This is a genomic window from Micromonospora echinospora (assembly GCF_014203425.1).
Taxonomy (GTDB): Bacteria; Actinomycetota; Actinomycetes; order Mycobacteriales; family Micromonosporaceae; genus Micromonospora; species Micromonospora echinospora_A.
The window spans coordinates 2,481,113-2,502,301 of record NZ_JACHJC010000001.1; the positions used below are offsets into that span (position 1 = coordinate 2,481,113).

General features: G+C 68.1%; 18 protein-coding genes and 2 pseudogenes. 13 read left to right on the plus strand and 7 right to left on the minus strand.

Annotated elements, in window-relative coordinates:
- Positions 1-1,105 precede the first annotated feature (1,105 nt).
- On the minus strand, positions 1,106-1,447 hold the full coding sequence (locus FHU28_RS11785; RefSeq protein ID WP_221453178.1) for a hypothetical protein: 342 nt from the start codon (positions 1,445-1,447) through the stop codon (positions 1,106-1,108).
- Between FHU28_RS11785 and FHU28_RS11790 the strand changes: the two genes are divergently transcribed.
- A complete protein-coding gene (locus FHU28_RS11790) occupies positions 1,446-1,745 on the plus strand; it encodes a transposase (RefSeq protein WP_184683647.1) in 300 nt (99 codons plus the stop codon). The genes FHU28_RS11785 and FHU28_RS11790 overlap by 2 nt on opposite strands.
- A 2-nt stretch (positions 1,746-1,747) precedes the next feature.
- The gene (locus tag FHU28_RS11795) at positions 1,748-2,632 is read left to right on the plus strand and encodes an IS3 family transposase (RefSeq protein ID WP_311773697.1); all 885 of its coding nucleotides are present in this window, start codon (positions 1,748-1,750) and stop codon (positions 2,630-2,632) included.
- Here the strand turns inward: FHU28_RS11795 and FHU28_RS11800 are convergent.
- Positions 2,597-3,229, minus strand: coding sequence for an endonuclease/exonuclease/phosphatase family protein (locus tag FHU28_RS11800; protein ID WP_260412890.1), 633 nt, complete (start codon positions 3,227-3,229; stop codon positions 2,597-2,599). The genes FHU28_RS11795 and FHU28_RS11800 overlap by 36 nt on opposite strands.
- A gap of 272 nt (positions 3,230-3,501) precedes the next feature.
- Between FHU28_RS11800 and FHU28_RS11805 the strand changes: the two genes are divergently transcribed.
- Positions 3,502-4,176, plus strand: coding sequence for an HNH endonuclease family protein (locus FHU28_RS11805; protein WP_184683649.1), 675 nt, complete (start codon positions 3,502-3,504; stop codon positions 4,174-4,176).
- Between the two features lie 301 nt (positions 4,177-4,477).
- On the plus strand, positions 4,478-4,822 hold the full coding sequence (locus FHU28_RS32545) for a hypothetical protein (RefSeq protein ID WP_184690090.1): 345 nt from the start codon (positions 4,478-4,480) through the stop codon (positions 4,820-4,822).
- 153 nt (positions 4,823-4,975) lie between these two features.
- Here FHU28_RS32545 and FHU28_RS33245 read toward each other — a convergent pair.
- Positions 4,976-5,326, minus strand: a pseudogene (locus FHU28_RS33245) (transposase); the annotation flags it as partial.
- A 762-nt stretch (positions 5,327-6,088) separates the two neighbouring features.
- On the opposite strand from FHU28_RS33245, the gene FHU28_RS11820 reads away from it, so the two are divergent.
- The 3 genes from FHU28_RS11820 to FHU28_RS11830 all read left to right on the plus strand — a co-directional run bounded on the left by FHU28_RS11820 (position 6,089) and on the right by FHU28_RS11830 (position 10,139).
- A complete protein-coding gene (locus tag FHU28_RS11820) occupies positions 6,089-6,895 on the plus strand; it encodes a hypothetical protein (RefSeq protein ID WP_184683650.1) in 807 nt (268 codons plus the stop codon).
- Positions 6,896-6,973: 78 nt separating this feature from the next.
- Positions 6,974-9,199, plus strand: coding sequence for a restriction endonuclease subunit S domain-containing protein (locus tag FHU28_RS11825; protein WP_184683651.1), 2,226 nt, complete (start codon positions 6,974-6,976; stop codon positions 9,197-9,199).
- A gap of 154 nt (positions 9,200-9,353) precedes the next feature.
- Entirely contained in the window at positions 9,354-10,139 is a 786-nt protein-coding gene (locus FHU28_RS11830; RefSeq protein ID WP_184683653.1) for a hypothetical protein, read from the plus strand.
- A gap of 44 nt (positions 10,140-10,183) precedes the next feature.
- On the opposite strand, the gene FHU28_RS11835 is transcribed toward FHU28_RS11830, so the two are convergent.
- Positions 10,184-10,726 (minus strand): dihydrofolate reductase family protein, encoded by a 543-nt coding sequence (locus FHU28_RS11835; RefSeq protein WP_184683655.1) that lies wholly within the window; start codon positions 10,724-10,726, stop codon positions 10,184-10,186.
- A 158-nt stretch (positions 10,727-10,884) separates the two neighbouring features.
- On the opposite strand from FHU28_RS11835, the pseudogene FHU28_RS11840 reads away from it, so the two are divergent.
- A pseudogene (locus FHU28_RS11840) lies at positions 10,885-11,761 on the plus strand (IS5 family transposase).
- A gap of 863 nt (positions 11,762-12,624) precedes the next feature.
- Here the strand turns inward: FHU28_RS11840 and FHU28_RS11845 are convergent.
- Both FHU28_RS11845 and FHU28_RS11850 read right to left on the minus strand, forming a co-directional pair.
- On the minus strand, positions 12,625-13,758 hold the full coding sequence (locus FHU28_RS11845) for a hypothetical protein (RefSeq protein WP_184683657.1): 1,134 nt from the start codon (positions 13,756-13,758) through the stop codon (positions 12,625-12,627).
- 316 nt (positions 13,759-14,074) lie between these two features.
- Positions 14,075-14,452, minus strand: coding sequence for a hypothetical protein (locus FHU28_RS11850; RefSeq protein WP_184683659.1), 378 nt, complete (start codon positions 14,450-14,452; stop codon positions 14,075-14,077).
- Between the two features lie 360 nt (positions 14,453-14,812).
- Here FHU28_RS11850 and FHU28_RS11855 point away from each other — a divergent pair, with 360 nt between their 5' ends.
- The gene (locus FHU28_RS11855; protein ID WP_184683661.1) at positions 14,813-17,809 is read left to right on the plus strand and encodes an AfsR/SARP family transcriptional regulator; all 2,997 of its coding nucleotides are present in this window, start codon (positions 14,813-14,815) and stop codon (positions 17,807-17,809) included.
- 12 nt (positions 17,810-17,821) lie between these two features.
- Here FHU28_RS11855 and FHU28_RS11860 read toward each other — a convergent pair whose 3' ends face one another.
- The gene (locus FHU28_RS11860) at positions 17,822-18,523 is read right to left on the minus strand and encodes an NUDIX hydrolase (RefSeq protein WP_184683663.1); all 702 of its coding nucleotides are present in this window, start codon (positions 18,521-18,523) and stop codon (positions 17,822-17,824) included.
- A 275-nt stretch (positions 18,524-18,798) separates the two neighbouring features.
- On the opposite strand from FHU28_RS11860, the gene FHU28_RS11865 reads away from it, so the two are divergent.
- The 4 genes from FHU28_RS11865 (at position 18,799) to FHU28_RS11880 (ending at position 21,175) form a co-directional block, all read left to right on the plus strand.
- Positions 18,799-18,963 carry a hypothetical protein gene (locus FHU28_RS11865; protein WP_184683665.1) on the plus strand — a complete coding sequence of 55 codons (165 nt, stop codon included), beginning with the start codon at positions 18,799-18,801 and terminating at the stop codon, positions 18,961-18,963.
- Between the two features lie 178 nt (positions 18,964-19,141).
- On the plus strand, positions 19,142-19,903 hold the full coding sequence (locus FHU28_RS11870) for a hypothetical protein (protein ID WP_184683667.1): 762 nt from the start codon (positions 19,142-19,144) through the stop codon (positions 19,901-19,903).
- A gap of 7 nt (positions 19,904-19,910) precedes the next feature.
- The gene (locus FHU28_RS11875; protein WP_184683669.1) at positions 19,911-20,339 is read left to right on the plus strand and encodes a hypothetical protein; all 429 of its coding nucleotides are present in this window, start codon (positions 19,911-19,913) and stop codon (positions 20,337-20,339) included.
- Complete coding sequence (locus FHU28_RS11880; RefSeq protein ID WP_184683671.1) at positions 20,336-21,175, plus strand: hypothetical protein; 840 nt, start codon at positions 20,336-20,338, stop codon at positions 21,173-21,175. The genes FHU28_RS11875 and FHU28_RS11880 overlap by 4 nt, the downstream gene beginning before the upstream one ends.
- The last annotated feature ends 14 nt before the right edge of the window (positions 21,176-21,189 follow it).

Genomic DNA, 21,189 nt, shown 5'->3' on the forward strand with positions numbered 1-21,189 from the left:
TCCAGGGACGGCGTGGTCCGGGCCGCAAGAATCAACGCTGCTGCGGTGGCCGTCGCGGCACTGATCGGAGGAACCTGTGCGGTCGCGAGCACGGGAGTCGACGGCTACTTCTCGCTTCAAATCGCCAACGGCCCATTAACGCCGAGGCTGATCTCGCCAACCACTGCCGGCCAGGAAGATCTCTGGGAACCTAAGTGCCTGTCAAGTGACGGCCGGATTCACCCAGCCGCGCTCGTGCCCCCGTGGACCCCTATGTCCCGGCCAGCGCAAGGAGTCAGCATCGACGGAGCATCAGCGCAAGTCATCAGCTATGTCATCTGCGCTGATTCAACAGCCGAAATCTGGGACGTCCGAAAATCATGAACGACACCTTGACCCCTATGCCCGTACGCAGAGCGATGCGCTATGCCGCTTCGATGGAGGAGGCAGGGCCGAGGGGGGTGTCGCACACCCCCCCAGGGGTCACGGTCGGTAACCCTCGCGTCGAATCGATCACGACCTCGCGACGCTCGCGGCGACGACGCGGCGTGCCGGGCGTCCGGGTCGGCAGGGCGGCCCGTCGGGGTGGTGGGCGGTGCCGGGGTGTGCCGGTATGGGGGCCAGCGTGGGGCGGGTACAGCACGGGCCGAGGTTTGATCCCCGAGGGCCCGCGTCAGTCGGTCACCTCTGCTCGAACCGCAGCCGGCGGCCGTGGTTGTACCGGACTCGGTACGCCTCCTGACGCGCCCGGTCCGCGGCTGCGTACATCTCATGCCAGACCCCCCGGGTCGTGGCATCCGGCCCCGGCTTCTTCAGCGCGTCCGGATGCGGGACCGCTCCCGGGTCAGCCTGACCCAGGACGCCGAGGGCTTCGTGAGCCTGGCGGAGGTGATCGGCCGGGCTGCGGTGTTGACCCTCGGCGGCGCTGCATAGGCCCCACTCCGAATCGGCCCGGCTACGACCGCCAGGTGATGCGCATCGTGTCCGGGTCGCGCCCCTTGCGCCCACGTGGCGCGCGTAGCAGCTCCACCTATCGAGTCGGTGCAGGGCTTGTCCGACGACGAGCCGGGCCGGCGGGTTCTTGTGCTGGAGCAGCTCCGGTATCGCTGGTTGAAAAGATGTGAGGTCATGCGTCGACGCGCACAGCGAAGTGGTTGAGGCCGTCAAGGAATCGATGGTTCGCCTCCCACCCGTCGACCTCTGGTGTTGCGGCGCCGATCCATACGGGTTCGGTGTGGGGGTAGGCGTCAAGTTGCTGGCGGACGCCGTCTCGGGTAACGACGATGCAGGCTTGTCGATGGCGTGAGGCGAGGACGCAGAGCCGTCCCGCTTCGAGGTGAAAGGCGGAGGCATCGCGGCGCCCAGACAGCGGGTGCCAGGCGATCACCACTTCAAATTGCCGGCCCTGAAGCTTGTTTGCCCTTCCCCTCGTAGCGTGGAGGCCAGAGCTTGAGGGATAGAGGTTCATGGCTGAGACGAGACGCCAGTTCGATCCGGAGTTCCGGGCGGGCGCGGTGCGCATCGTGCGCGAGACGGGCAAGTCAATCGCTCAGGTCGCCCGCGACCTGGGGATCAACAGCGGGACCCTGGCGAACTGGGTGAAGAGGGACCGCGAGACTCGCGGTGAGGCCCCTGCTGGGCAGCTGGCAGAGGACGAGCGGGCGGAGCTGGCACGGTTGCGGCGGGAGAACGCGGAGCTGGCGATGGAGCGTGATGTCCTCAAGCGATCCGTGGTCCTGTGGGTCAAGGAAGCGACGGGCCAGTGAGCGTGGCCGCCTTCATCGCTTCCCAGAGGACCGAGCACGACGTGCCGCACGCGCTAGCCTGCCGGGCCCTGGGGGTGTCCGAGTCATGGTTCTACAAGTGGCGTGACCGGCCGCCAACGCGCCGCGATGACCGGCGTGCTCGATTGTCGGCCGCGGTCCAGAAGGTGTTCGACGACTCGGGTGGCACCTACGGCAGCCCGCGCATCGGCATCGAGCTGCGCGAGTCCGGCTGGCAGGTCTCCGACAACACGATCGCGCAGCTCATGGCCAAGCTGGGCTTGGCCGCCCGGGTCAAGCGCCGCCGGCGGGGCCTGACGCGCCAAGGTAAGCGTCCGGCCGCACCGGACCTCATCAAGCGGGTGTTCACCGCGCCGGCGCCGGATGTCGCCTGGTGCGGCGACATGACCGAGATCCGCACCGACGAGGGCAAGCTCTACCTGGCCACCGTCATCGACCTGTACTCCCGTCGCATCCTCGGCTACGCGATGGGCGCCCATCACGACGCCGGGCTGGTCGTCGCCGCGCTGAACATGGCCGCCGTCACCCGCGGCGGCTGCGTGGACGGGGTGATCTTCCACAGCGACAGGGGCAGCGAGTACACCTCGGCCGACTTCGACCGGGCCTGTGCCCGGTGGAAGGTACGCCAGTCGATGGGCCGGGTCGGGTCGTGCTTCGACAACGCCGTCGCCGAGGCCACCTTCTCCACCATCAAGGTCGAGTACGTCCACCGCCGTCACTTCCGTACCCGTACCGAGGCACGCCTGAAGATCGCCACCTGGATCACCGACTTCTACAACCGGCGCCGCCGGCACTCCGTCTGCGACTGGCGATCCCCCATCGACTACGAACGATCAGAGACCCGCGCCCTGGAGGCCCAGGCCGCATAACGGAGCCCTCCACGATTCCAGGGGATTGACAGTTTCGTTGAGGTGTACGCGAAGGGCGACGGCTTCGGCGGTGCGCCGCAGGAGGGCGTAGCCGGCGCCGCGAGCGCGTTCGTCTTCGTTCAGGGGGTAGCGTCGCCCGCCCGGGTAGGTGAGCAGTTTGCTCTTCAGGTGCGCGGTCAGCAGCCGCAGGCCGGCGCCGCCGCAGTCGACGTGTACCTGAAGCGCTCCGCGTCCCATGTGGGTGAGGGTGTCGCCGTCGACGTCGGGGACCGCAGGCAACCCGGAGGGCGGCAGCGCGATGATCTGCGCTTCCTCGGTGAGGGGATGCCGGGCGAGGACAGCGACGCGGATGCCGCGGCTGTCCGGGTGGGAGGACACGACGGCCTGCCAGGGCTCACCGAGGGCAGCCCGCAGGTCCTGCGCCGCCCGGAGGCTGCCGATCTCTTGAAGAGCGACGACGTCGGCGCCGGTGCCGGCGATCAGACCGGCGAGGTAGGTGAGCTTCGCGGTGTAGGTGTCGGCCGCCGGCGTGTCGGTGTCGTCGGGTGGGAACAGGTTCTCGACGTTCCATGTCATGACGATCAGGTTGTTGGCCACCGTCGCTCCCGGAATTGCAGGTGTCGTGCCAGCCTGAGAGTCGCACTCTAGGACGTCGGATTGTCGCTGATCGCCGGTGCGTCGCCATCTCGACAGGCGCGATCGGCGGCGGGGGAGAGGCCAGGCGAGTTCCTGCGGGGCGGTGGTGCGGACAGGGAGCGGCTGTGGCCAGTGTTCGCGGGAGCCTTCCCCGCTCTTCACAGTGGTGACCGTCGATGGACATGATGGGGCGAGATGGTCGCTGTCTACGACGGATGCCTGAGGAGGCCCTCATGCGACTCACCCGACGACTCACCACATCTGCGTTGGCGCGGCGTGTCCTGACCGGCGCGGCGGCGGTGATGGTGGCCAGCGCTGGCCTGGTCGCCGTCGACGCTTCGGTGGCTTCGGCGACACCTCCTGGTATTCCGTCCAAGGCGGGCGCCCAGTCGCAGCTCAACGCTCTGACGGTGAAGAGCGAGGGGTCGACGAGTGGGTACTCGCGGGATCTGTTCCCGCACTGGATCACCATCAGCGGTGCCTGTAGCACCCGCGAGACGGTCCTCAAGCGCGACGGCACGTCCGTGGTCACCGACAGCAGCTGCGCGGCGACCTCGGGCCGCTGGTACAGCCCCTACGACGGCGCAACCTGGACCGCCGCCTCCGACGTCGACATCGATCACGTCGTGCCCCTCGCCGAGGCGTGGCGCTCGGGCGCCAGTGGCTGGACGACTAGCCGACGGCAGAGCTTCGCCAACGACCTCAGCCGCCCGCAGCTGATCGCCGTCACCGATAACGTCAACCAGGCCAAGGGTGACCAGGACCCCTCCACCTGGCAGCCGCCCTTGTCGTCGTACCGGTGCACCTACAGCAAGATGTGGATCACCGTGAAATACAACTGGGGGCTGAGCCTGCAGTCGTCCGAGAAGTCCGCCCTGCAGAGCATGCTGAACACCTGCAGTTCTTGACGCCCCGAGGAGTCCGCGCGCTCACAGCCCCACACGTCGCCGCCGAACGGGCTACGACTGAAAGCAAGTGCGGGCCTCCGAAGCGAGGAAGCAGATGACCGGATGCCAGTAACGCGGTCAACGGGCGGCAAGCTCAACCCCGGGCTTGCCGCCTCTCACGCCGCCGCTGCCAGCTGCGACGTCAACGGCGGTGGACCGAGCCATATGACGAAGCCATCCGGAGGGCTGAGTGGCTGCGGGTCGATAGCGTCGGATCTATGGGGGCGAGAGGGCGTGACCGGGCGGGGATTTAGGGGAGCGTATGGAACCGTGGACCTTGGCGAAGGTGGATCAATGGCTTGACTGGGTGCACGACCGCCACGACGAGTTCGACTACCGCTACATCTACTTTGCGTACCTGGCAGCTCGTGTGCCTGATCCGCGTGCCGGCGAGATCACCCTGACTGTTGAGCCCGACGGTGGTGTCGTGTTGCAAGCGGGCACCGACGACCGTGGACTGCGGCTGGCGAACGACGACGAGCGGACCCAGTTCGTCGATCACCTGCAGCGGCGGTACTGCCGAGACCGGTACCCGAGCATGCGGGAGTGGGAGCAAGCCCGGCATGCGGACTTCGTTGAAGAAGCCCAGTGGCGGTACGGACGGTGATACGCGCTCCCATAGCCCACCAGCGCGGGTAAGCGGTTGGGATGCCGCCGCAACTCCTGTGACGGAGCGGTGCGTGCCTGCAGCACTATGCAGGCTAAGAGCGTGTCTTAGGTGGTGAGTTTTGAGGTAGCGCTTGTGGCAGGTAAGGGCGGCGGCGAGGGTCAGGAATGGGCAGTACAGGCTGGCCGAGCGTTCGTAGCGGATGGTCAGCCGACGGTAGCCGGTGAACCAGGCGAAGGTCCTCTCGATCACCCACCGGTGCTGTCCGAGGCGGTGTGAGGATTCGATGCCGCGGCGGGCGATGCGAGGGCGGATGCCGCGGGCGCGGAGCATGCGGCGCAGGTGGGGGTAGTCGTATCCCTTGTCGGCGTGCAGTTTGTCGGGCCGTCGGCGGCGTGGTCCGCGTCGGGAGCGCACGGCGGGGATGGCCTGGATGAGGGATTCGAGGCAGCGGCTGTCGTGGGTGTTCGCGGCGGACACGCCGACGGACAGGGGCCAGCCCGTTGCGGTCGGACAGGGCGTGGATCTTGCTGCCGGGCTTGCCCCGGTCGACCGGGCTCGGGCCGGTCAGGTCGCCCCCCCCCTTTTCGCCCGCACCGCCGACGCGTCGGCGGTGGCCCGGGACCAGTCGATCAACCCTTCGGCGCCGAGTTGGTCCAGGGCGGCCACGTGCATGCGCCGCCACAGCCCGGCCTTCGTCTAGGCGACGAACCGGCGGTGCGCGGTGGCCTTGTACACCCCGAACCCCGGCGGCGGTCGGCATAACGGCACAGTCAGCGTCCGAGCACCGCGCTCAGACGCACGAATGAGGGTTCCCAGGCCAGTCCAGCGCCCGAGCTGCGGGTCGGCGTGACGCACACTTCGGGGCAACTGCAGGCGGGGCCACGGCGTTTTCTGGCACCGGGGCCGAGGCGGCGATGAAAACTACGCTGATTCTCGACCTCGTGCAGAGCGTGGAAGCCGTGGCCGCGACTGGAGTCCGACGACGTGCTGATGAGTACCGACTCGGCCTTGCCGCTGAGGACGCGTAACGGATCAGCCAGCACAACCTGGCTTAGGTGCCGCGAGTCTGGGCGGTAGCGAGCGCTGAGCTGAGAACCGGCACGCCTATCGTGGCGATCCAGAGGTCGCCGACGGGTCTGCGACTTGCGAGATCGACGCGAGGCATGGGCTGAGTGCTCGCAGCCGGGCCGACAGCGCCTGGTCGGGGTAGTGCTGCTGTAGGATTAGACTAATTCGGTTGCGCCCGCCTGCCATCATGCGCCTATGGACGGCGATGACCGGTTTTCCCTCCTGGTGCAGCGGCTCTACGACGTGCACATGGCGCTCGAATTCCTCGCCAGGTCGTCTGTACGACCTGAGTGGTTCGAGGCCCGCGACGTGTTGGCGCACGAGGTCCTAGCCGGCGCCGCCGAGCGGCTGAGCCGACTTCTGAATCGACAGGTCTCAGTAGACGAGCTAAAGCAGCTCGGCCAAAGTGAGGCGTTAAGCCTACTGACGCCGGGGCTGATGCTGCAGCAGGACGCGGCGCGGGCGGCGCTCAGGAAAACCCTTGACGACCAGTTCCGCCGAAGGACGGCCGGCCAGGGTCAGGCGGGCCTGGATCCCGACGTCCGCCCGAACCGATGGCACCCCCTCGTAAGCATCGCTCTGGGCGTCGGCATCTCAGTTCTGGCGGCGACCGCCGCCGCGCCGATCGCGGCCCTCGCCGTGCAGGAGCCGATCACCCGAGAATTGGTGAAGGCAGCCATCACGGGCGTGGTCAGCGGGACGGTGACGGAGGTGGCCCGCCCAAAGCTCGCCGACCAGTCCGTCAAGGGTCTTAGCGACCGCGTGAGTGATCTCGAAAGACAGATACGGGGCCTCCTACAACCGCCGTCGCCCAACAACCCTCAAGGCCCTCAGCGGGCTGCCCTCCCGAACGACCAGCACGGGCAGCAACGCCCCCAGGGCCCTCAGCGGGCTGCCCTCCCGAACGACCAGCACGGGCAGCAACGCCCAGGAGCCGGCAGAGCGAAGCCCGAACCGCCGAAGAGCCCGGGAGCCGAAGGACCTCGTTTCCATGGCCCCTAAGGTCGCGCGACCGGCAGGCCCGGCAAGCGCCGCAGCCAGGGGCATTCGGCGTAGCGGCGCGCGAATATCATCTCCACCGTGACCGACAGTTCGACCCCTCACCCGCCAAGGCACGATACCTTCCGCCTGCTGCTCGAGTTGGCGTTTGGCACCCTGTCAGATACCGATCCGGTCGTCGTGACTACGAACGACGAGATGACCGCACATCTGAAACACGAGTGGCGGTCGTGCCTAGCCGAATCTGCAGGCGAGCTCCCGGACATCGCGAACACCATGCTCGGGACCGCTCCCGTACTCTTGATTCCGCCATGGTCGCGATCCTCTGACACTCTGGCGGCCGCAGCGGAGGGTCCATTGCGTTCGGCTCACGAGATTGCGGTAGCTGGAATCCGGCCCGAGGGTGATGATGCCCTATTGGCTGCCTTGCTGCCCGCCAGCGCTCTAACCTCTCCCCGATGCCGGGAGTTCCGCGAGATCGTCGATTACTCCTGGCAACCTTGCCTGGTCATCTTCGCAGCGGGAGTCTTCGACGGGGTGCATCAGCTGTTCGACACGGCCGCGGTGTTCTGGCGACCGCGGTCGTCAGAGGGCCAGCCCCTCAAGCTCTTCAGGTTCCCAGGGCGCGAGGATGAGAAGGCGGTGGAGAGCGACTTCCGCAGGCTCCTTAGCCGTGCGAGTGGCACGGGAAAGTTCGGCTACGTCCTGCCCGGCCCTCCCGGATCGGGCGAAAGCCTGTCCATCGAGCTGCACGATCCCGCCACCACCGCTCGCTGGTCAGAACTCGACGCATGGGGAGCGACAGTTCCTATGAAGGACTTGTTCGCGTTCCCGGCACCAGCTCTCCATCGAACTGCACACCGTCATCTGCTTCATGATCAGCGGCAGGACGGATCTGTGCGGGTCGTGGCGGCGCGAGACCTCAGGCACGACGGCACCTTAGCTGGCCTCGACGACTCCTCCCGGTGGGCCGAGGTTCCCCCGGACCGGCAACTGCGAGCGGGAGACGTCCTGCTCCGGCGGATGTTCCCACCACGGGCGCGAGGCAATCTGGTCGTCGTAGAGGTGGCCAGCGAGGACTTGCCCTTGGCCGCAGACGACAGCGTGGTGACGCTTCGCGCCAGCGGGCACCTAGGTGGTCCACAACGCCTCGTCGCTGTTCTGTTCCTCCGCTCGCCGCTTGTCCGGAAGTGGGCCGTCGGACTCTCGGTCGCCAATCTCACCGCGTCGGTTCTGCGAGACCTGCCCATTCCGCAGCCGGATACGGCGCTGGCCGTGACGATCGAGGGCCTTGAAGCCGCTAGATCCCAGTTGGAGAGCTGGAAGGACGAGTCCGAAGCGTTGCTCGCATCCGTTTTCGAGGAAGAGAGCGCAGTCACGGCGAGGCGCCGCCTACTGGAGTCCGGGCGCCAGCTGCGCATGCGTGTGGACGCGGCGGCGTTGCTGGACGACTTCAGCCATCGGGTACGGACCCGCTATCCGCACCCGATCGCTTACCGCTGGAGCGAGGTGCAGGTCCACCTCTCCAGGGGCGCCGATGAGGCGGCCTACGAAGCCATTGTGGAGACCGCGGAGGTGCTGCTGTGTTACACCGCGCTCGCTGTTTTGTCGCTGTCTCGGGGTGCAGGTCTTCGCTTGGGGGCGGTCGACGGCATCCGGGGTAGGCTGTCACGGGGAGGAAGCCACGGGCCCGGCTTCGGGGACTGGGCTGCCATCCTTAACGAGGCAGCGGAGAGCAAGGCGTTTCGGCGCGTACCCGACGGAGACCCACTCAAGGACTTCAGCCGCGTCTTCTCCGACCCGGAAGCGGCATCTGCCCGCCAGCGCCTAGCCGCACGACGCAACGCCAAGTCGCATCTCCGACGTGTCGACGCCCTTGACCTTCCGTCCGCCATCGACGAAGCGCATGCCGACCTGATGACTCTGCTGGAACACGCGTCTTTCCTCGCGGACCTACCCCTGGTGCACGTCACGGGCATTCGCTGGGACACCCTCCGGGGAACCGCCGAAGTGGATTACCAAGAGCTCATGGGTGACAACGCGCTGGTGCCGGGCCAACAGCGCCCTTATTCCAGCAGTGGCCTGGAGATCGGCAGCCTGTACCTGGCGAACGAGGACGGGCAGCTGCATCTACTCCGCCCCTTCCTGCTTCGACGCCGCTGTCCCATCTGCCGCAGCTGGGAAACTTTTCACGTCGACAACACCCCAGACGCCTCGTCTGTGACGGTCAAGAGCCTGGAACGCGGCCATACGGACACGGATCCATCACTGCGGCAGGTGCTCGAGCACGTGGGACTTGTCGAATAGCTGTTAAGAGGGCATCCGCGCCGTGTAGCGGCTATTAACATTCGGCCGTGGCAGGGGGTGGCGACGGTCGTTGCAGGATTATAGTTTTCGCTGCGCTGGAGCAATCTTGTGCGTGCGGCGCTAGATCTCTTCGCATCAAACGTCGCGAGTTGCCGTGGAGGTCGGCTTGGCCGGGATGTTGTACTACCCGTTCGCGAATGCGCCGGTGCACGTGCTGCAGCAGGCGATCTTGTACTGGGACGACCTCGCTACGGTTGTCGCACCTGGATGGGAGGAGCGACTGAGCAGACAGATGAAGGAGGTCCAAGACGCGGGGCTTTATCGGCCCCTCGAAGCGGACCGAGCATTCGGGCCCTTCGAGCTCCATGAGATCGAGACCGACCTTCGCCAAGCTCTGAAGCAAGTTCCGGACCACGCACTGAGGCCGCCAGCTGAACCGCCAAACGGCGAGTTCAGCACGCTTCATGTGGACAAGCTGCATGAGAGCGTCGTGGAAGAGTTGCTACACCAGAAGTTGGTGTATGCCCACCCGCACAGCCCCTCGCGGCTGGTGGCCGCGCCAGCCTTGCTGAACGTCGTCGTCAGCCTCATCGCACGCCGCATCGCCGCGGACATCAATGCTCAAGAAGGCTGCACTGGACCACACGGGCTCCGTCCTCATACTGACATCACCGCAGCGCATCGGCTTGGCACCGTCCCGACTTCCCGCCACGATGTCACGGCGTGCTGGGAGGTCAATCTGGGCCCACTCCTACCGGTACCACGCGACGAGGTCATGATCGGTGATCTCGTGCGCTTCAGGACAAAGTACGACGACGAGCGGAGAAGAATGATGCTCGCGATCGACGACCTCCTCCACCGGCTCAAGCAAGCTGACCGTCACCCGCAAGACGCTCTTCGCCTCCTAGGGCCTGTATCAAAGTCTCCGTGGCCGCGATGAGGTATCTACGTGCGTCAGTGATCGCTATCAGCGGGTGAGGGCGGTCAGCCGGGACGGCCTGGCGCGATGTAGCGCAACGCAAGGAACGAACCGTACTGGTTGGTCTCAGCCAAGGTCCACGGGGTGAATGCCCTCGCATGCAACAGTCGGGTGCCGGAGCCGACCAGGACTGGCGCGACGCCGATGTGCAGCTCGTCGACGAGGTCGGCCTGCACGAACTGGGTGGCAAGCTTTTCACCGCCGAGGATCCATACGTTCTTTCCCTTGGCCGCCTCGACCAGCTGCGGGTGCACGTCGGCTACGTCTGAAGCGGTGAAACGAAGGTCAGCGCCATCGTGGTGGGGCAGGGTGCGATGCGTAAAGACCCAGGTAGGCCGGTCACCATAGAACCAGGGGGCGTTGTGGCGACAAATGAACTCGTACGACCGCGACCCCATCGCGATCGCACCTACCTCGTCGAAGAACCGCTCGTAGCGCCGCCGTTTGCCCTCCAGGTTGCTGAACTGGGAAAGCCAGTCGAGCTGTTCGGCGGGTTCGGCGATGTACCCATCGATGCTCATGGCGACGAAGTACTGCGTCAGGGCCATACACGAGACACTAGGGCCTGTGTTGAAGGCGGTGCCAGGGTTTGATCGGGCTTGAGGATCTTCGCGTGTCGGAGATCGAGATATGGCGAGGCCTCCGGTAGATGGTTAACGACCAAGAAAAACCGGCGACCACCGGAGACCTCGTGGACACCCTCGCGGTGACGAGGCGGTTCGACCTGACCGACGCGCAGTGGGCGACGCTGGAGCCGCTGCTGCCAGCGCCGAAACGGCCGGGTCGACCGTCGTTGTGGAGCAGACGGCAGCTGATCGACGGGATCCGGTGGCGGATCCGGGTGGGCGCCCCGTGGCGGGACGTGCCTCCGCAGTACGGCTCCTGGTCGGCGGTGTACGCGTTGTTCCGCAGGTGGCAACACGATGGGACCTGGAAGCAGGTGCTGACTGCGTTGCAGGCCGTGGCTGATGCGGCCGGGCGGATCACCTGGGACGTGTCCGTGGACTCGACCAGCGCCCGCGCCCATCAGCACGCTGCCGGGGCGAGGAAAAGGGGGATCTGCAGGCCGAACCACCCGGCGGTGTCACGGTTGAGCCGGCTGATCACGCCCTCGGCCGCTCCCGCGGCGGTTTGACCACGAAGCTGCACCTGGGCTGCGAGCAGGGACAGAAACCCCTCGCCGTCGTGCTGACCGCCGGACACCGCGGCGACAGCCCACAGTTCATCCCGGTCCTGGCCGCCATCCGCGTTCCCCGCCTGCTCACAGGCCGCCCGAGGACCCGACCGGACCGCGTCCTGGCCGACAAGGCGTACACGTCGAAAGCCAACAGGGCCTACCTGCGCCGACGGGGCATCGCCGCGACGATCCCGAGCAAAGCCGACCAAGACGCCCACCGGCGAGCCAAGGGATCCAAGGGCGGCCGGCCACCAGCCTTCGACCCCCACCTCTACCAGCAACGTCACGCCGTGGAGTGCGGCATCAACCACTCAAGCGCAACCGGGCCGTGGCCACCCGCTTCGACAAGCTCGCCGTGCGCTACGAGGCCACCATCCATCTCGCCGCCATCAACGAGTGGCTGTGACCGACTTCGACACAGGCCCTAGAACGTGAACTGGTTGACGCGGCGGCTGACCTTGATGCCGCCGCGCGGAGCACGAGGTGGGGCTGGTTGACCCGTCCACTTGCAGCTTTTGTCGCCGTTGCTGCCGGCTACGGAGCGGCAGCCCAGCCAGACCTCAACGTTCCACTCTTGGCTCTCTCCGGCGGAGCCGTCAACGTCGCAACCACACGGATGCGACGTGATGTCAGTGGAAGGGCTGCGAGCTATACATACCTACATCAAGCGCAGAGACTTCTTCGTGAATCTGCAGGGCAGGGCTGATGCGTTCGAGCGGATCAGCTAGCCTGCCCCTGCGCCGGGTCGTTGTTCAGCGGAGGACCTTGATGACCGCTTGCACCGTGATCACGGCGCAATTGAACTCGATGTCACCCACGCATACCCGATTCAAGGTCGAGGGCCGGCCCAAACCTCGGGTCAGCCCTCGACGCTGTACCGGACGGGTCCCCGTTAGCGGCCCGGGGGGCCCGGGAACCCGCGCAGTCCGGGTAGGGCGGCCGTCAACCGATCGGGATGGCGCCAACAACGCACAGCCCGAGGTGGGCATCGATTCGTGTCGATCACCCCGATATGAACGCCCACGGCAGCCAGCGAGATGGCTCCGCTGCACGTCTGGCTGATCCCAGGGAGGTTGGTGGTGGCGGGGAAGCGGAAGTGGGGTACGGCCAGGGGCGCCCCGACGGCGTCGCAGGTACGCAGCAGGGTGCCGAGATTCGCACCGTGCATCGGCCACAACGGGGCGGCGATCAGATGGTCTCAACATCGGTGGGCGCGGCGTCGGCGGGCGGCCTGGATCTCTCGGCGGGGCCGTACCCGGATCGACGGGCTCACTGGACGGGAGCGCTCACGCTCCGAGGATCAACGTTGATGGGGGAGTGGTGCTTCGCGGCGCACCCGACCATCGACGAGTCGTTGGGAACAACGCGCATAGCGCGAGCCATCCTGCGGCCCATGTCAAGGCTGGGATCGGGCGTACTGATGCCTCTGGTCGGGAGTTGCAGGTGCGCTCCACAGTGGCTTACCGAAATTAACCGCGACCAGGCCTGCCGCAGTCGTCGGATAGCAGCCAGATGTCGCGGCGGGCGATGCGTCCCCAGCTGCCGTTCGGCCTGGCCGGCTGAGGGGTCTCGTGTTCGCCGGGTCAATAAGCGTCGGTCCGGCCCGGCCGCACGTGCTCGCCGATGTCGTGGAGGGCACGTCCCGCCGACCAGATCCGGTCGAACTCCTGCCGGAAGTGTCGGGTACGACTGCGGATCCCGGTCAGCCCGCAGCGTGAGTGTCGGCTCGACCCCGGCGGGGCGGTGCGAGTAGAGGTCGACCTGCATCTGGCCGTGCGGCTCGTCCGGGTCCACCAGGACGAGCCCGAACGCGGGCACGAAGCTCAGCAGACGGACCTCCACGCGCCCGGTGTGCCCGCGCTGACCGGCAAGGTAGGTGAGAAGGTCGATCGTCGGCCGGAGGCGGTGATGGAAGATCTCGGGGGTGTGCGGGACGCCGGCGCGGCGGGCTGCCTCTTGGACCGCTTCGCTGTGCGGTTCCACCAACGCAATCCTGACCACCGCTCCCTGCTCGAGCCGGCGCTGCAGGACGAGGGCGTTGCTGCGCAACGTGCGGCCGAGGGTGACCCCGACGATTCGGATGTCGGTGGCGTGAGCCACTCCGAGGTCGGCCCCGGGAGCCGCCGTCGACAGCAGAAGGTCGGCTGACGGGCGGTCAAGTAGGCGTTCCCGGGTCGCCTCGACCAGCTCGGAGGCGGCGGCCAGTGCGGACACCTGAGCGCGGCCGTGCGAGGACTGCATGGCGACAAGGCCGAGGGTGGCGAGGGTGGCGGCGCCGAGGACGTCGGCGTCGACGACGCTGAACAGGCCCAGCAGACCGAGTGTCACCGACACGAGCGAGGTGATGTAGGCGTCGAGCCGGATACCGATGCCCTTCGCTGAGATAGTCCGCAAGATTCGCACGTGGCCGTCCTCTGGAGGTTTTACACCCGGCCATCGGCGGCCGGGGCGGCGTTGACGGGTCGATGGGAACGTCACAGGCCGGACGGGGCAGTGCCGGCGGCCTCTGCATCGAAGATAGACGAGTTATTGTCAAAAGTACATGAAGCCTCGCGTTGAGGGATGCGGCAACGCCGTCGCGGTGTTCAGCAGGCGGATCACCGCGGGGTTGGTGCTGGGGCGCTCGCTGCGGACGACCTCCCACACGGCGTGCAGTGCATCTCGGGCGAGAGCCCAGGACACCTCCCGTGGGCCGAGCCGGGGCAGTTCGACCAGGGTGTCACCGGGAGGGATGGACGACAACCATCGCGCTCACCCGATGACCACCCGGTAGCTGTCGACTCCACCAGTTGACAGCGGTCGACAATGGGCCGATCGACCGACCGATGTAGACGCCATCGCAGTGAATTCGGCCGTCGGGTGCGGCCCCGTACCACCCGCCGGGCCACGCCACCGACTCGACGAGGATCAGATGCCGCCCGCGACTGACGGCGTGCGGCAGCGGCGGCGCGCTTCCGTCTGCGGTGCGTATGCCCTGGAAGATCCGCACCCCGGGCAGGTCGGTCAGGCCGGCGAGCAGCATGGCGGTGCGGGTCGCCGTCTGGCGGGTGGTGGCGTAGATGGAGCGCAGCGAGCGGTGCTCGCCGTCGGCGACCACGTCGAGAGTGCCGTATGTGTGGCCATGCCTGCGCGAGGACGGCTCACTTCCGTCGTTGTGGCGGGTCGGGACATTCATATGGCGGACCGGCCCTTTCGTCGCTCCGGTTACGGATGGCCGGTTGACGACTACCCAAGGCTATTTGGCCATGGGCAACTACCGATGCGCTTCCGTTTGGCTTCCGAAGATGCCGTGAAGCACCGCCGTGGTTGGCGGTGCTCGATCTCTCCTCATACCGTGCGTGAGCACGATTCCTCGATCCGTGAGGGGTGAGGCCGAGTGATCTATGGCTTGCTGGGCCAACTGGAGGTCCGACGTGACGATCGGCTCGTTGAACTGCCAGGCGGCCACAGCCTGATCGTGCTGGCCGCTCTCCTGGTGAACGTCAACCACCCGTTGTCGAAGACCGAACTCCTGCGGGTGGCGTGGGGCAGTCCCGACGTCAGCGAAGCCCAGTTGCACAAGTCGGTCGGCGTGCTGAGGGCACTGCTCGACCAGGTGGGACGTCGCGACGACCTCGTCACGCATGCCCGGCACGGGTACGAACTGCGGGTGACCCGCGACGAGGATCTGGACATGCTGCTCTTCCAGCGTCTGTTGCGCGCTGCCGACGAGGCGGGCGTGGGTGGGCGTATGGACGAGGAGGTCGACGTGCTCCGGCGGGCACTCCGCCTGTGGCGCGGCGCGCACCCGCTGTCCAACGTGCCGACCGATGCCTTCCGCCGTGAGATCGCCGGCCTCGAGCGGCGGCGCAAGCGTGGGGCCGTACGTCTGTTCGATCTGGAGCTGGTTCGCGGCAACCACGAACGCGTCCTGGACGACCTCCTGCAGATCACGACGTACGCTCCGACCGACCGGAGGCTGTGCGAACAACTGATGCTGGTGGCCTACCGGTGCGGGCACAGCAGCGATGCCGTCGAGGCGTACGAGCGGCACGCCGGCGCGCTCGCCGCCGAAACCGGAGGCGCGCCCGACCCCATGCTGCGCAAGCTCTACTACGCGGTCGCCAACGGTGACGAGGCGGTGGTCGCCACCGTGGAGTCAGCCATCGGCCAGCGGCTCGGGGTCGCCGAGACGATCGGCGCGAAGGCTCGTTCCGCGGCACCCTCGGCCGCGGTGCCCGTGCCGCGCCAGCTCCCACCGGACCCGCCCGACTTCGTCAACCGCAGTGACCTCCTTGCCGAGGCGTCGTGGCTGCTCACTCGCGAGCCGGGGCGCACGGTACCGGTCATCGTGATCTCCGGACCGGGTGGGATCGGCAAGACCGCGTTCGCCCGACGGGTCGCGCACCTGGCCAGCAACCGGTACCCCGACGGGCAGCTGTACGTCGAACTGCGCGGCACCGTGGGCGAGCCGCTCGACGTCAGCGAGGTGTTGGCGCAGTTCCTGCGTGCCTTCGGAGTGCCCGCCGTGCCGGACAGCGAGGCGGAGCGGATCTCGATGTACCGCACGCTGCTCGCCGACCGACGGGTGTTGGTGGTCCTCGACGACGCCGCGACGGGTGCCCAGATCAGCGACCTGATCCCCGCCAACCCCGGCTGCGCCGTACTGGTGACGTCGCGGCGGCGGCTCCCGGAGATCGCCGGCGCCCATCACGTGCCCCCGCTGGAGCCGCTGGACCACGGCTCCGCCACCGAGCTGTTCGTGCGTGTGGCCGTCAGCTCCGGCATCGACCTGAGCGGCGATCCGGGGGCGGTCGACCGGGTGGTGCGCCTGTGCGGAGGGCTGCCGCTCGCTCTGTGCATCGCCGGCGCGCTGCGGGTGCACGACCACCCCCGCCCCACTGCGGAGCTGGCCGAGCGGCTGGCGCGGCAGGGGCCGGAGGCCTTCGCGTACGGCGAGCAGAGCGTGGCCCGTGCGATCGGCGCGGGCTTCGACCGCCTGGACGAGGACGCACGCCTGCTCTTCCTTGGGCTCGGCCTGCTGCAGTTGCCCAGCTTCGGCCTGTGGACGGCGGCCGCTCTGCTTGACGGCACGGGGGTCGACGCGGCGGCGGCCCTGTCCCGGCTCGCCGCGAGCAACATGATCGAGCTGGTCGAGTCCGAGGTGCGGTACCGATTCCACGACCTGACCCGGGAGTACGCCCATCGGCGGGCGCTGAGGGCGTACGCCGACCCCCGAGAGCGGGATGCCATGGTGCTCCGGACGTACCGGGCGCTGTTGACACTTGCCAGGAGTGCGCATGCCGCGCTGTACGGCGGCGACTTCGAGGTGGTGCACAGCGACGAGCCCGACTGGGCGGCGCCTCCGATGGTGCTGGAAGAGGTCACGCAGGCGCCGCTCGGATGGTTCGAGAAGGAGCGGTTGACCATCCGCGCGGCGGTCGACCGTTGTGCCGAGCTGGGGGCCGTCGGCCTCTGCTGGGACCTCGCGGTGTCCGCGCACGAATTCTACACGGTGCGCGGGTACTTCGGCGACTGGTACGCCACGCACCAGGCCGCGTTGCGGGCGTGCCGGGACGCGGGGGACACGCGTGGTGAAGGCGTGATCCTCGCCTGCCTGGGCCAGCCGGCGCTCGTCGCGAGCCGACGCGGTGGCGTGTCCGGCCTTCCGGAGCTGAAGCGCGCGGTGGACCTGCTCGTCGAGTGCGGCGACCGGCACGGACAGGCGATCGCGTTACGCACGCTCGCCAACGCGCTGCGCCGCAGCGGTCATCTGACCCGACCCCTCGCCCTGTTCCGGGAGGCGCTGGCGTGCTACGAAGCGAGCCAGGACGCGGTGGGCACGTGGCAGACCCTCCGCTTCATCGGCCAGACGCACCTCGACCTCGGTGAACACGACGAAGCGTTGGAGGTGCTGCACCAGACCGGGAAGGTGGCCCAGATGCTCGGGCAGCCGCGCCTGCTCGCGCAGACGACGTACTGGCTGGGCCAGACCTGTCTGGCCAAAGGCGATGTGGCCAGGGCGTCATCCGCCTTCGAAGCGGTCCGCGAGGCGTACCCCGAAGCGACCGGAATCGGTCACGCGTACGCCGTGCACGGGTTGGGTGAGGTGGCATGCCAGACCGGCGCGTACGAGGAGTCCGGCCAGCGCCTCGCGGTCGCGGCCGACCTGGCTCGGGAAGGGGCCGACGCGGTGCTCGAAGGGCGGGTGCACGTCTCCATGGCCACTCTCCATGCCGCCCTGGACCGGCCCGGAGAGCAGATCTCCACACTGCAGCGTGCCGTGGAGTGTTTTGCTGCCTGCGGTGCCGTCTACCTCGAGGTGCAGGCCCTCGCTGCCCTCGCCGAGGCGCTCGCCGCCCAGGACGACGAGCACGCCGCACGCGCCGCCTGGGGCAGAATCGACGAGCGGTACGCGGCGACGGGCGTGCCAGCCGAGGACCGCCTTGCCCGACGGCCGGATCCGGCGCGGTGACCGCGAGGCGACCTAGCCGTCCGTACCGGGCGAGGCCCGCAGGATCGGCGGATGGAGAGCCTCGGCGCTCCCGCGCCGGTACAGCGCGGCGGGCCGGCCCGTCGGTGGTATCCGTCTGGTGCCGGTCGGTTCGATGAAGCCGGGTGTCTGCACCACCTTGCGGCTGAAGTTGCGGGGATCGAGAGTGACGTCCCACACCACCTCGTACACGTGGCGCAGGTCCCCGACAGTGAATGTCGGCCCGCAGAAGACCGTCGCCAGCGTCGTGAACTCGAGACGGGTGCGAGCCCGCTCGACCGCGTCCCGCAGGATCTGGTTGTGGTCGAACGCGAGATCGTCCCGGACATCCTCGACTGGTGCCCAGCAAGCTCGGGAGGCGTCCGACCCTGCGGTGGGGATCGGAAGGTCGGGAGCGATGGCCAGATAGGCGACGCTCACCACCCGGCCCCGTGGGTCACGGTCCGGGGCGCCGTAGGTGGCGAGCTGCTCCAGGTGCAGGACCGCGCCGTCGAGGCTGGTCTCCTCGACCAACTCCCGCTCGGCTGCCTGGCGCAGGTCCTCGCCGGCGCGCAGGAAGCCGCCCGGCAAGGCCATTCGCCCCTGGTAGGGGTCATTCGCGCGTTCGATCACCAGCACCTGCAACTGGCCGTCCCGCACCGTCAGGATCACGAGGTCGACGGCGAGACGGAGCCAGAGGTGTTCACGGTCGGTCACTCGACGAGAGTATCTTACTGTCCTCTTGACACAAAGCCGGGGCGAAACTTAGTGTCATTCTCACAGCAAGGCTGAAGCGGCTGGCCGTGGACGTACGACCGGTTGATGTGGAGGCCTTACATCGCCACCGGGGGACCTGTCGTCGGTGGCTCGGGAGCCAATCGCGCGCACGGCGCCGTGCAGGGGTAGGCCAGCCCCGCCCTCCCGTCCGGTCGGGCGGTGGGCAACGCGGTATCCCGTCCGTTGCTTCCCTGACGCATCCGGAAGGAATCATCATGCGCCCATCGCCCCGCCGTCGCCGCGCACTGCGGCTCGCGACCGCTGCCGTCGCGCTCGCCGCACTCCTCCCCGCACCGGTGGACCCGGCTCGCGGTGTCCTCGCCGGCGGCGTCTGCCCGACCGGCACCAACTGGGACAACCGCATCCGGGCGTGCCGGTAGAGCCCGGTAGAGATTCGGTAGAAGTTCACACAACGCTGGTACCGGAAGCAACCGAAACATGTTGGTAGCCGACGGCGCCGGTGGGTCCGGTCAGGACGGAACCCTCCGGCGCCGTCGCCACCGCCGCATAGGACCGCTGCGGCCGGCACCGAACGAGCTGGACGGCAGGTGGAGACACGTGAGGAAGACGTACGTCTATCGCAAATGGACAGCCGCGCCCGCGCGGCCGGTACGGTACCTGCCGCACCACGCTCTGGCCGACTGGTTCCACGGGTGGCGTGACGGGAAGCGCCGTGTCCCCGCGCTGCCCCGGCAGGCCACCGACGAGGAAGGCGAACCAGTCCAGGCCAGCACCGCCCCGGGATCCGACTTCGACGAGACCCGACGGTTGGTCACCACTCCTCGGCTCGAAGCCCTCCGCCGGCGAGCCGAAGAGCAGATCGCCACCGAGGACACGGTCTTCCTCGCCGTGCAGGACCCGCTCGCCCGGGAACTGCAGGCGCTGATACCGGTGGTGGAGGAGTGGCGTCGCAAGGTCGTCGAGGCCGCGGCCAAGCTCGACCTCGCACGCCAGGCCCCGGCCGACGAGGACCTCAAGGAGCGCCGCACAGCCGAGGCGGACCGTCCGGACAGTCTGGTGCGTCAGCGGCGACTGGCGGAACACGCACGGCGGCTGGCGAACGCCGAACTCGCCCACGAGCGGGCCTGCGACCACCTCGAGCTCCACCTGCGGCACCGGGCCGAAATAACCGAAACCCTCCGGCACCAGGAACGAGCCTTCCAGGCGCGCAAGCGCCGGCTCAAGGAACACGCGGGGCGTCGGGTGGCCACCTACTGGCAGCAGTTGGTGCGCTCGCACGACGACGGCCCCGAACTCAACAGCCATCTACGCCCCATCGGACCGGATCTTCCCGGCTGGACGGGGTCGGGAGACGAGTGAGGACGTCATGGCAGGAATGACGCTGGGCACGCCCCTGCGGATGCGCATCGGAATCGGCCGTCTGTTCGGCCGGTTCATGCTGGGCGGATCTCCGACCCCGAGGCCCTTCCGACCGCAGCCGGTCGACCCGGAGGCGGCGCGACGGGAGATCGACCGCTACGTCGACCGGCTCGCCCCGGAGGCCATCGACGAGTGCACGGGACACGCCCTGGACAACCTCATCAACGCGCGGGCGGACGCGTGGCTCGCCGAGTTGGCCGTCCACTACGCCGAGTACCAGGTCGACGTAGAGCGGTATCTCGCCGCGGCGGACGCCGTGGTGGCGTGGCAGGGCGCTCTCACCCGCTACTACTACCAACGGTACGAAGACCTCACGCTCGCCCACGACTTCGCTCACGAGCGGCTGGCCGGCGGTTACCAGGGGCGGCCGCGATGAGCCTGCAACGTACCGATCGCCAGCGGCCCGACTTCGACGGGCAGAAGGGCAACGGCTACGACGACGCAGCACTGCTCGCCGGCCGTCCGCTCGGCTCCGTCGTGCATCTGCTGGTGCTCGCCGCCGCGGCTGCCGCCGACTACGGCCAGTTCTACGGCGTAGTGAAGGTGGTGCTGCCGGAACTCACCGAACGCATGGCGCTGATGATCGTGGCCGGCTTCACGGCCGTCGTGCTCTTCCTCGCCCACGCCGCCGGCGCGACCTTCCGCGACCGGCGGGCCGGAGTCCAGTGGATCCGACGCCCACTGCCCTGGTTGTGCGTGTGCGGCTGGCTGGTCCTCGGCGCTGCCGCCTTCTACGTACGCCTGGCGCAGCAGCCGGACAGCGTGGCGGGCGTCATCCAACGGGAGGGCGAGCCGGCCGTGCCGGCCGCGGCCGGCACGGAACTCCACCTGGGGCCGGCGGCGATCGTGTTCGTCGCGTTGTACGTCGCCACCGGACTGGTCGCCGGAATCGGCGGATATCTCACTCACAACCCCGCCCACAGCGCTCACCTGCGTGCGCGTATCGCGAAGGCGCTCGCCGCCCGCCGGGCGGCCCGGGCGGCCCTGGCCATGCAGGTCGCCAACGGGAACCGGGAACTGCAGGAGTCGTACCAGCAGAAGGCCGTCGAGGTGCTCCGCCGGGAGAGCGATCGGCGCCTGGCGCTGGCAGAGGAGCTGAAGCAACACGCCCGGCTGGTCATGGCCCAGCGGGCCAAGGACCCCGCGCTGACCGACGCGCTCTTCGAACCCGACCGCAACCCCTACCACCCCCCACGGCCGCCAGAGGCCTGAGGCAAGGGAGAGAT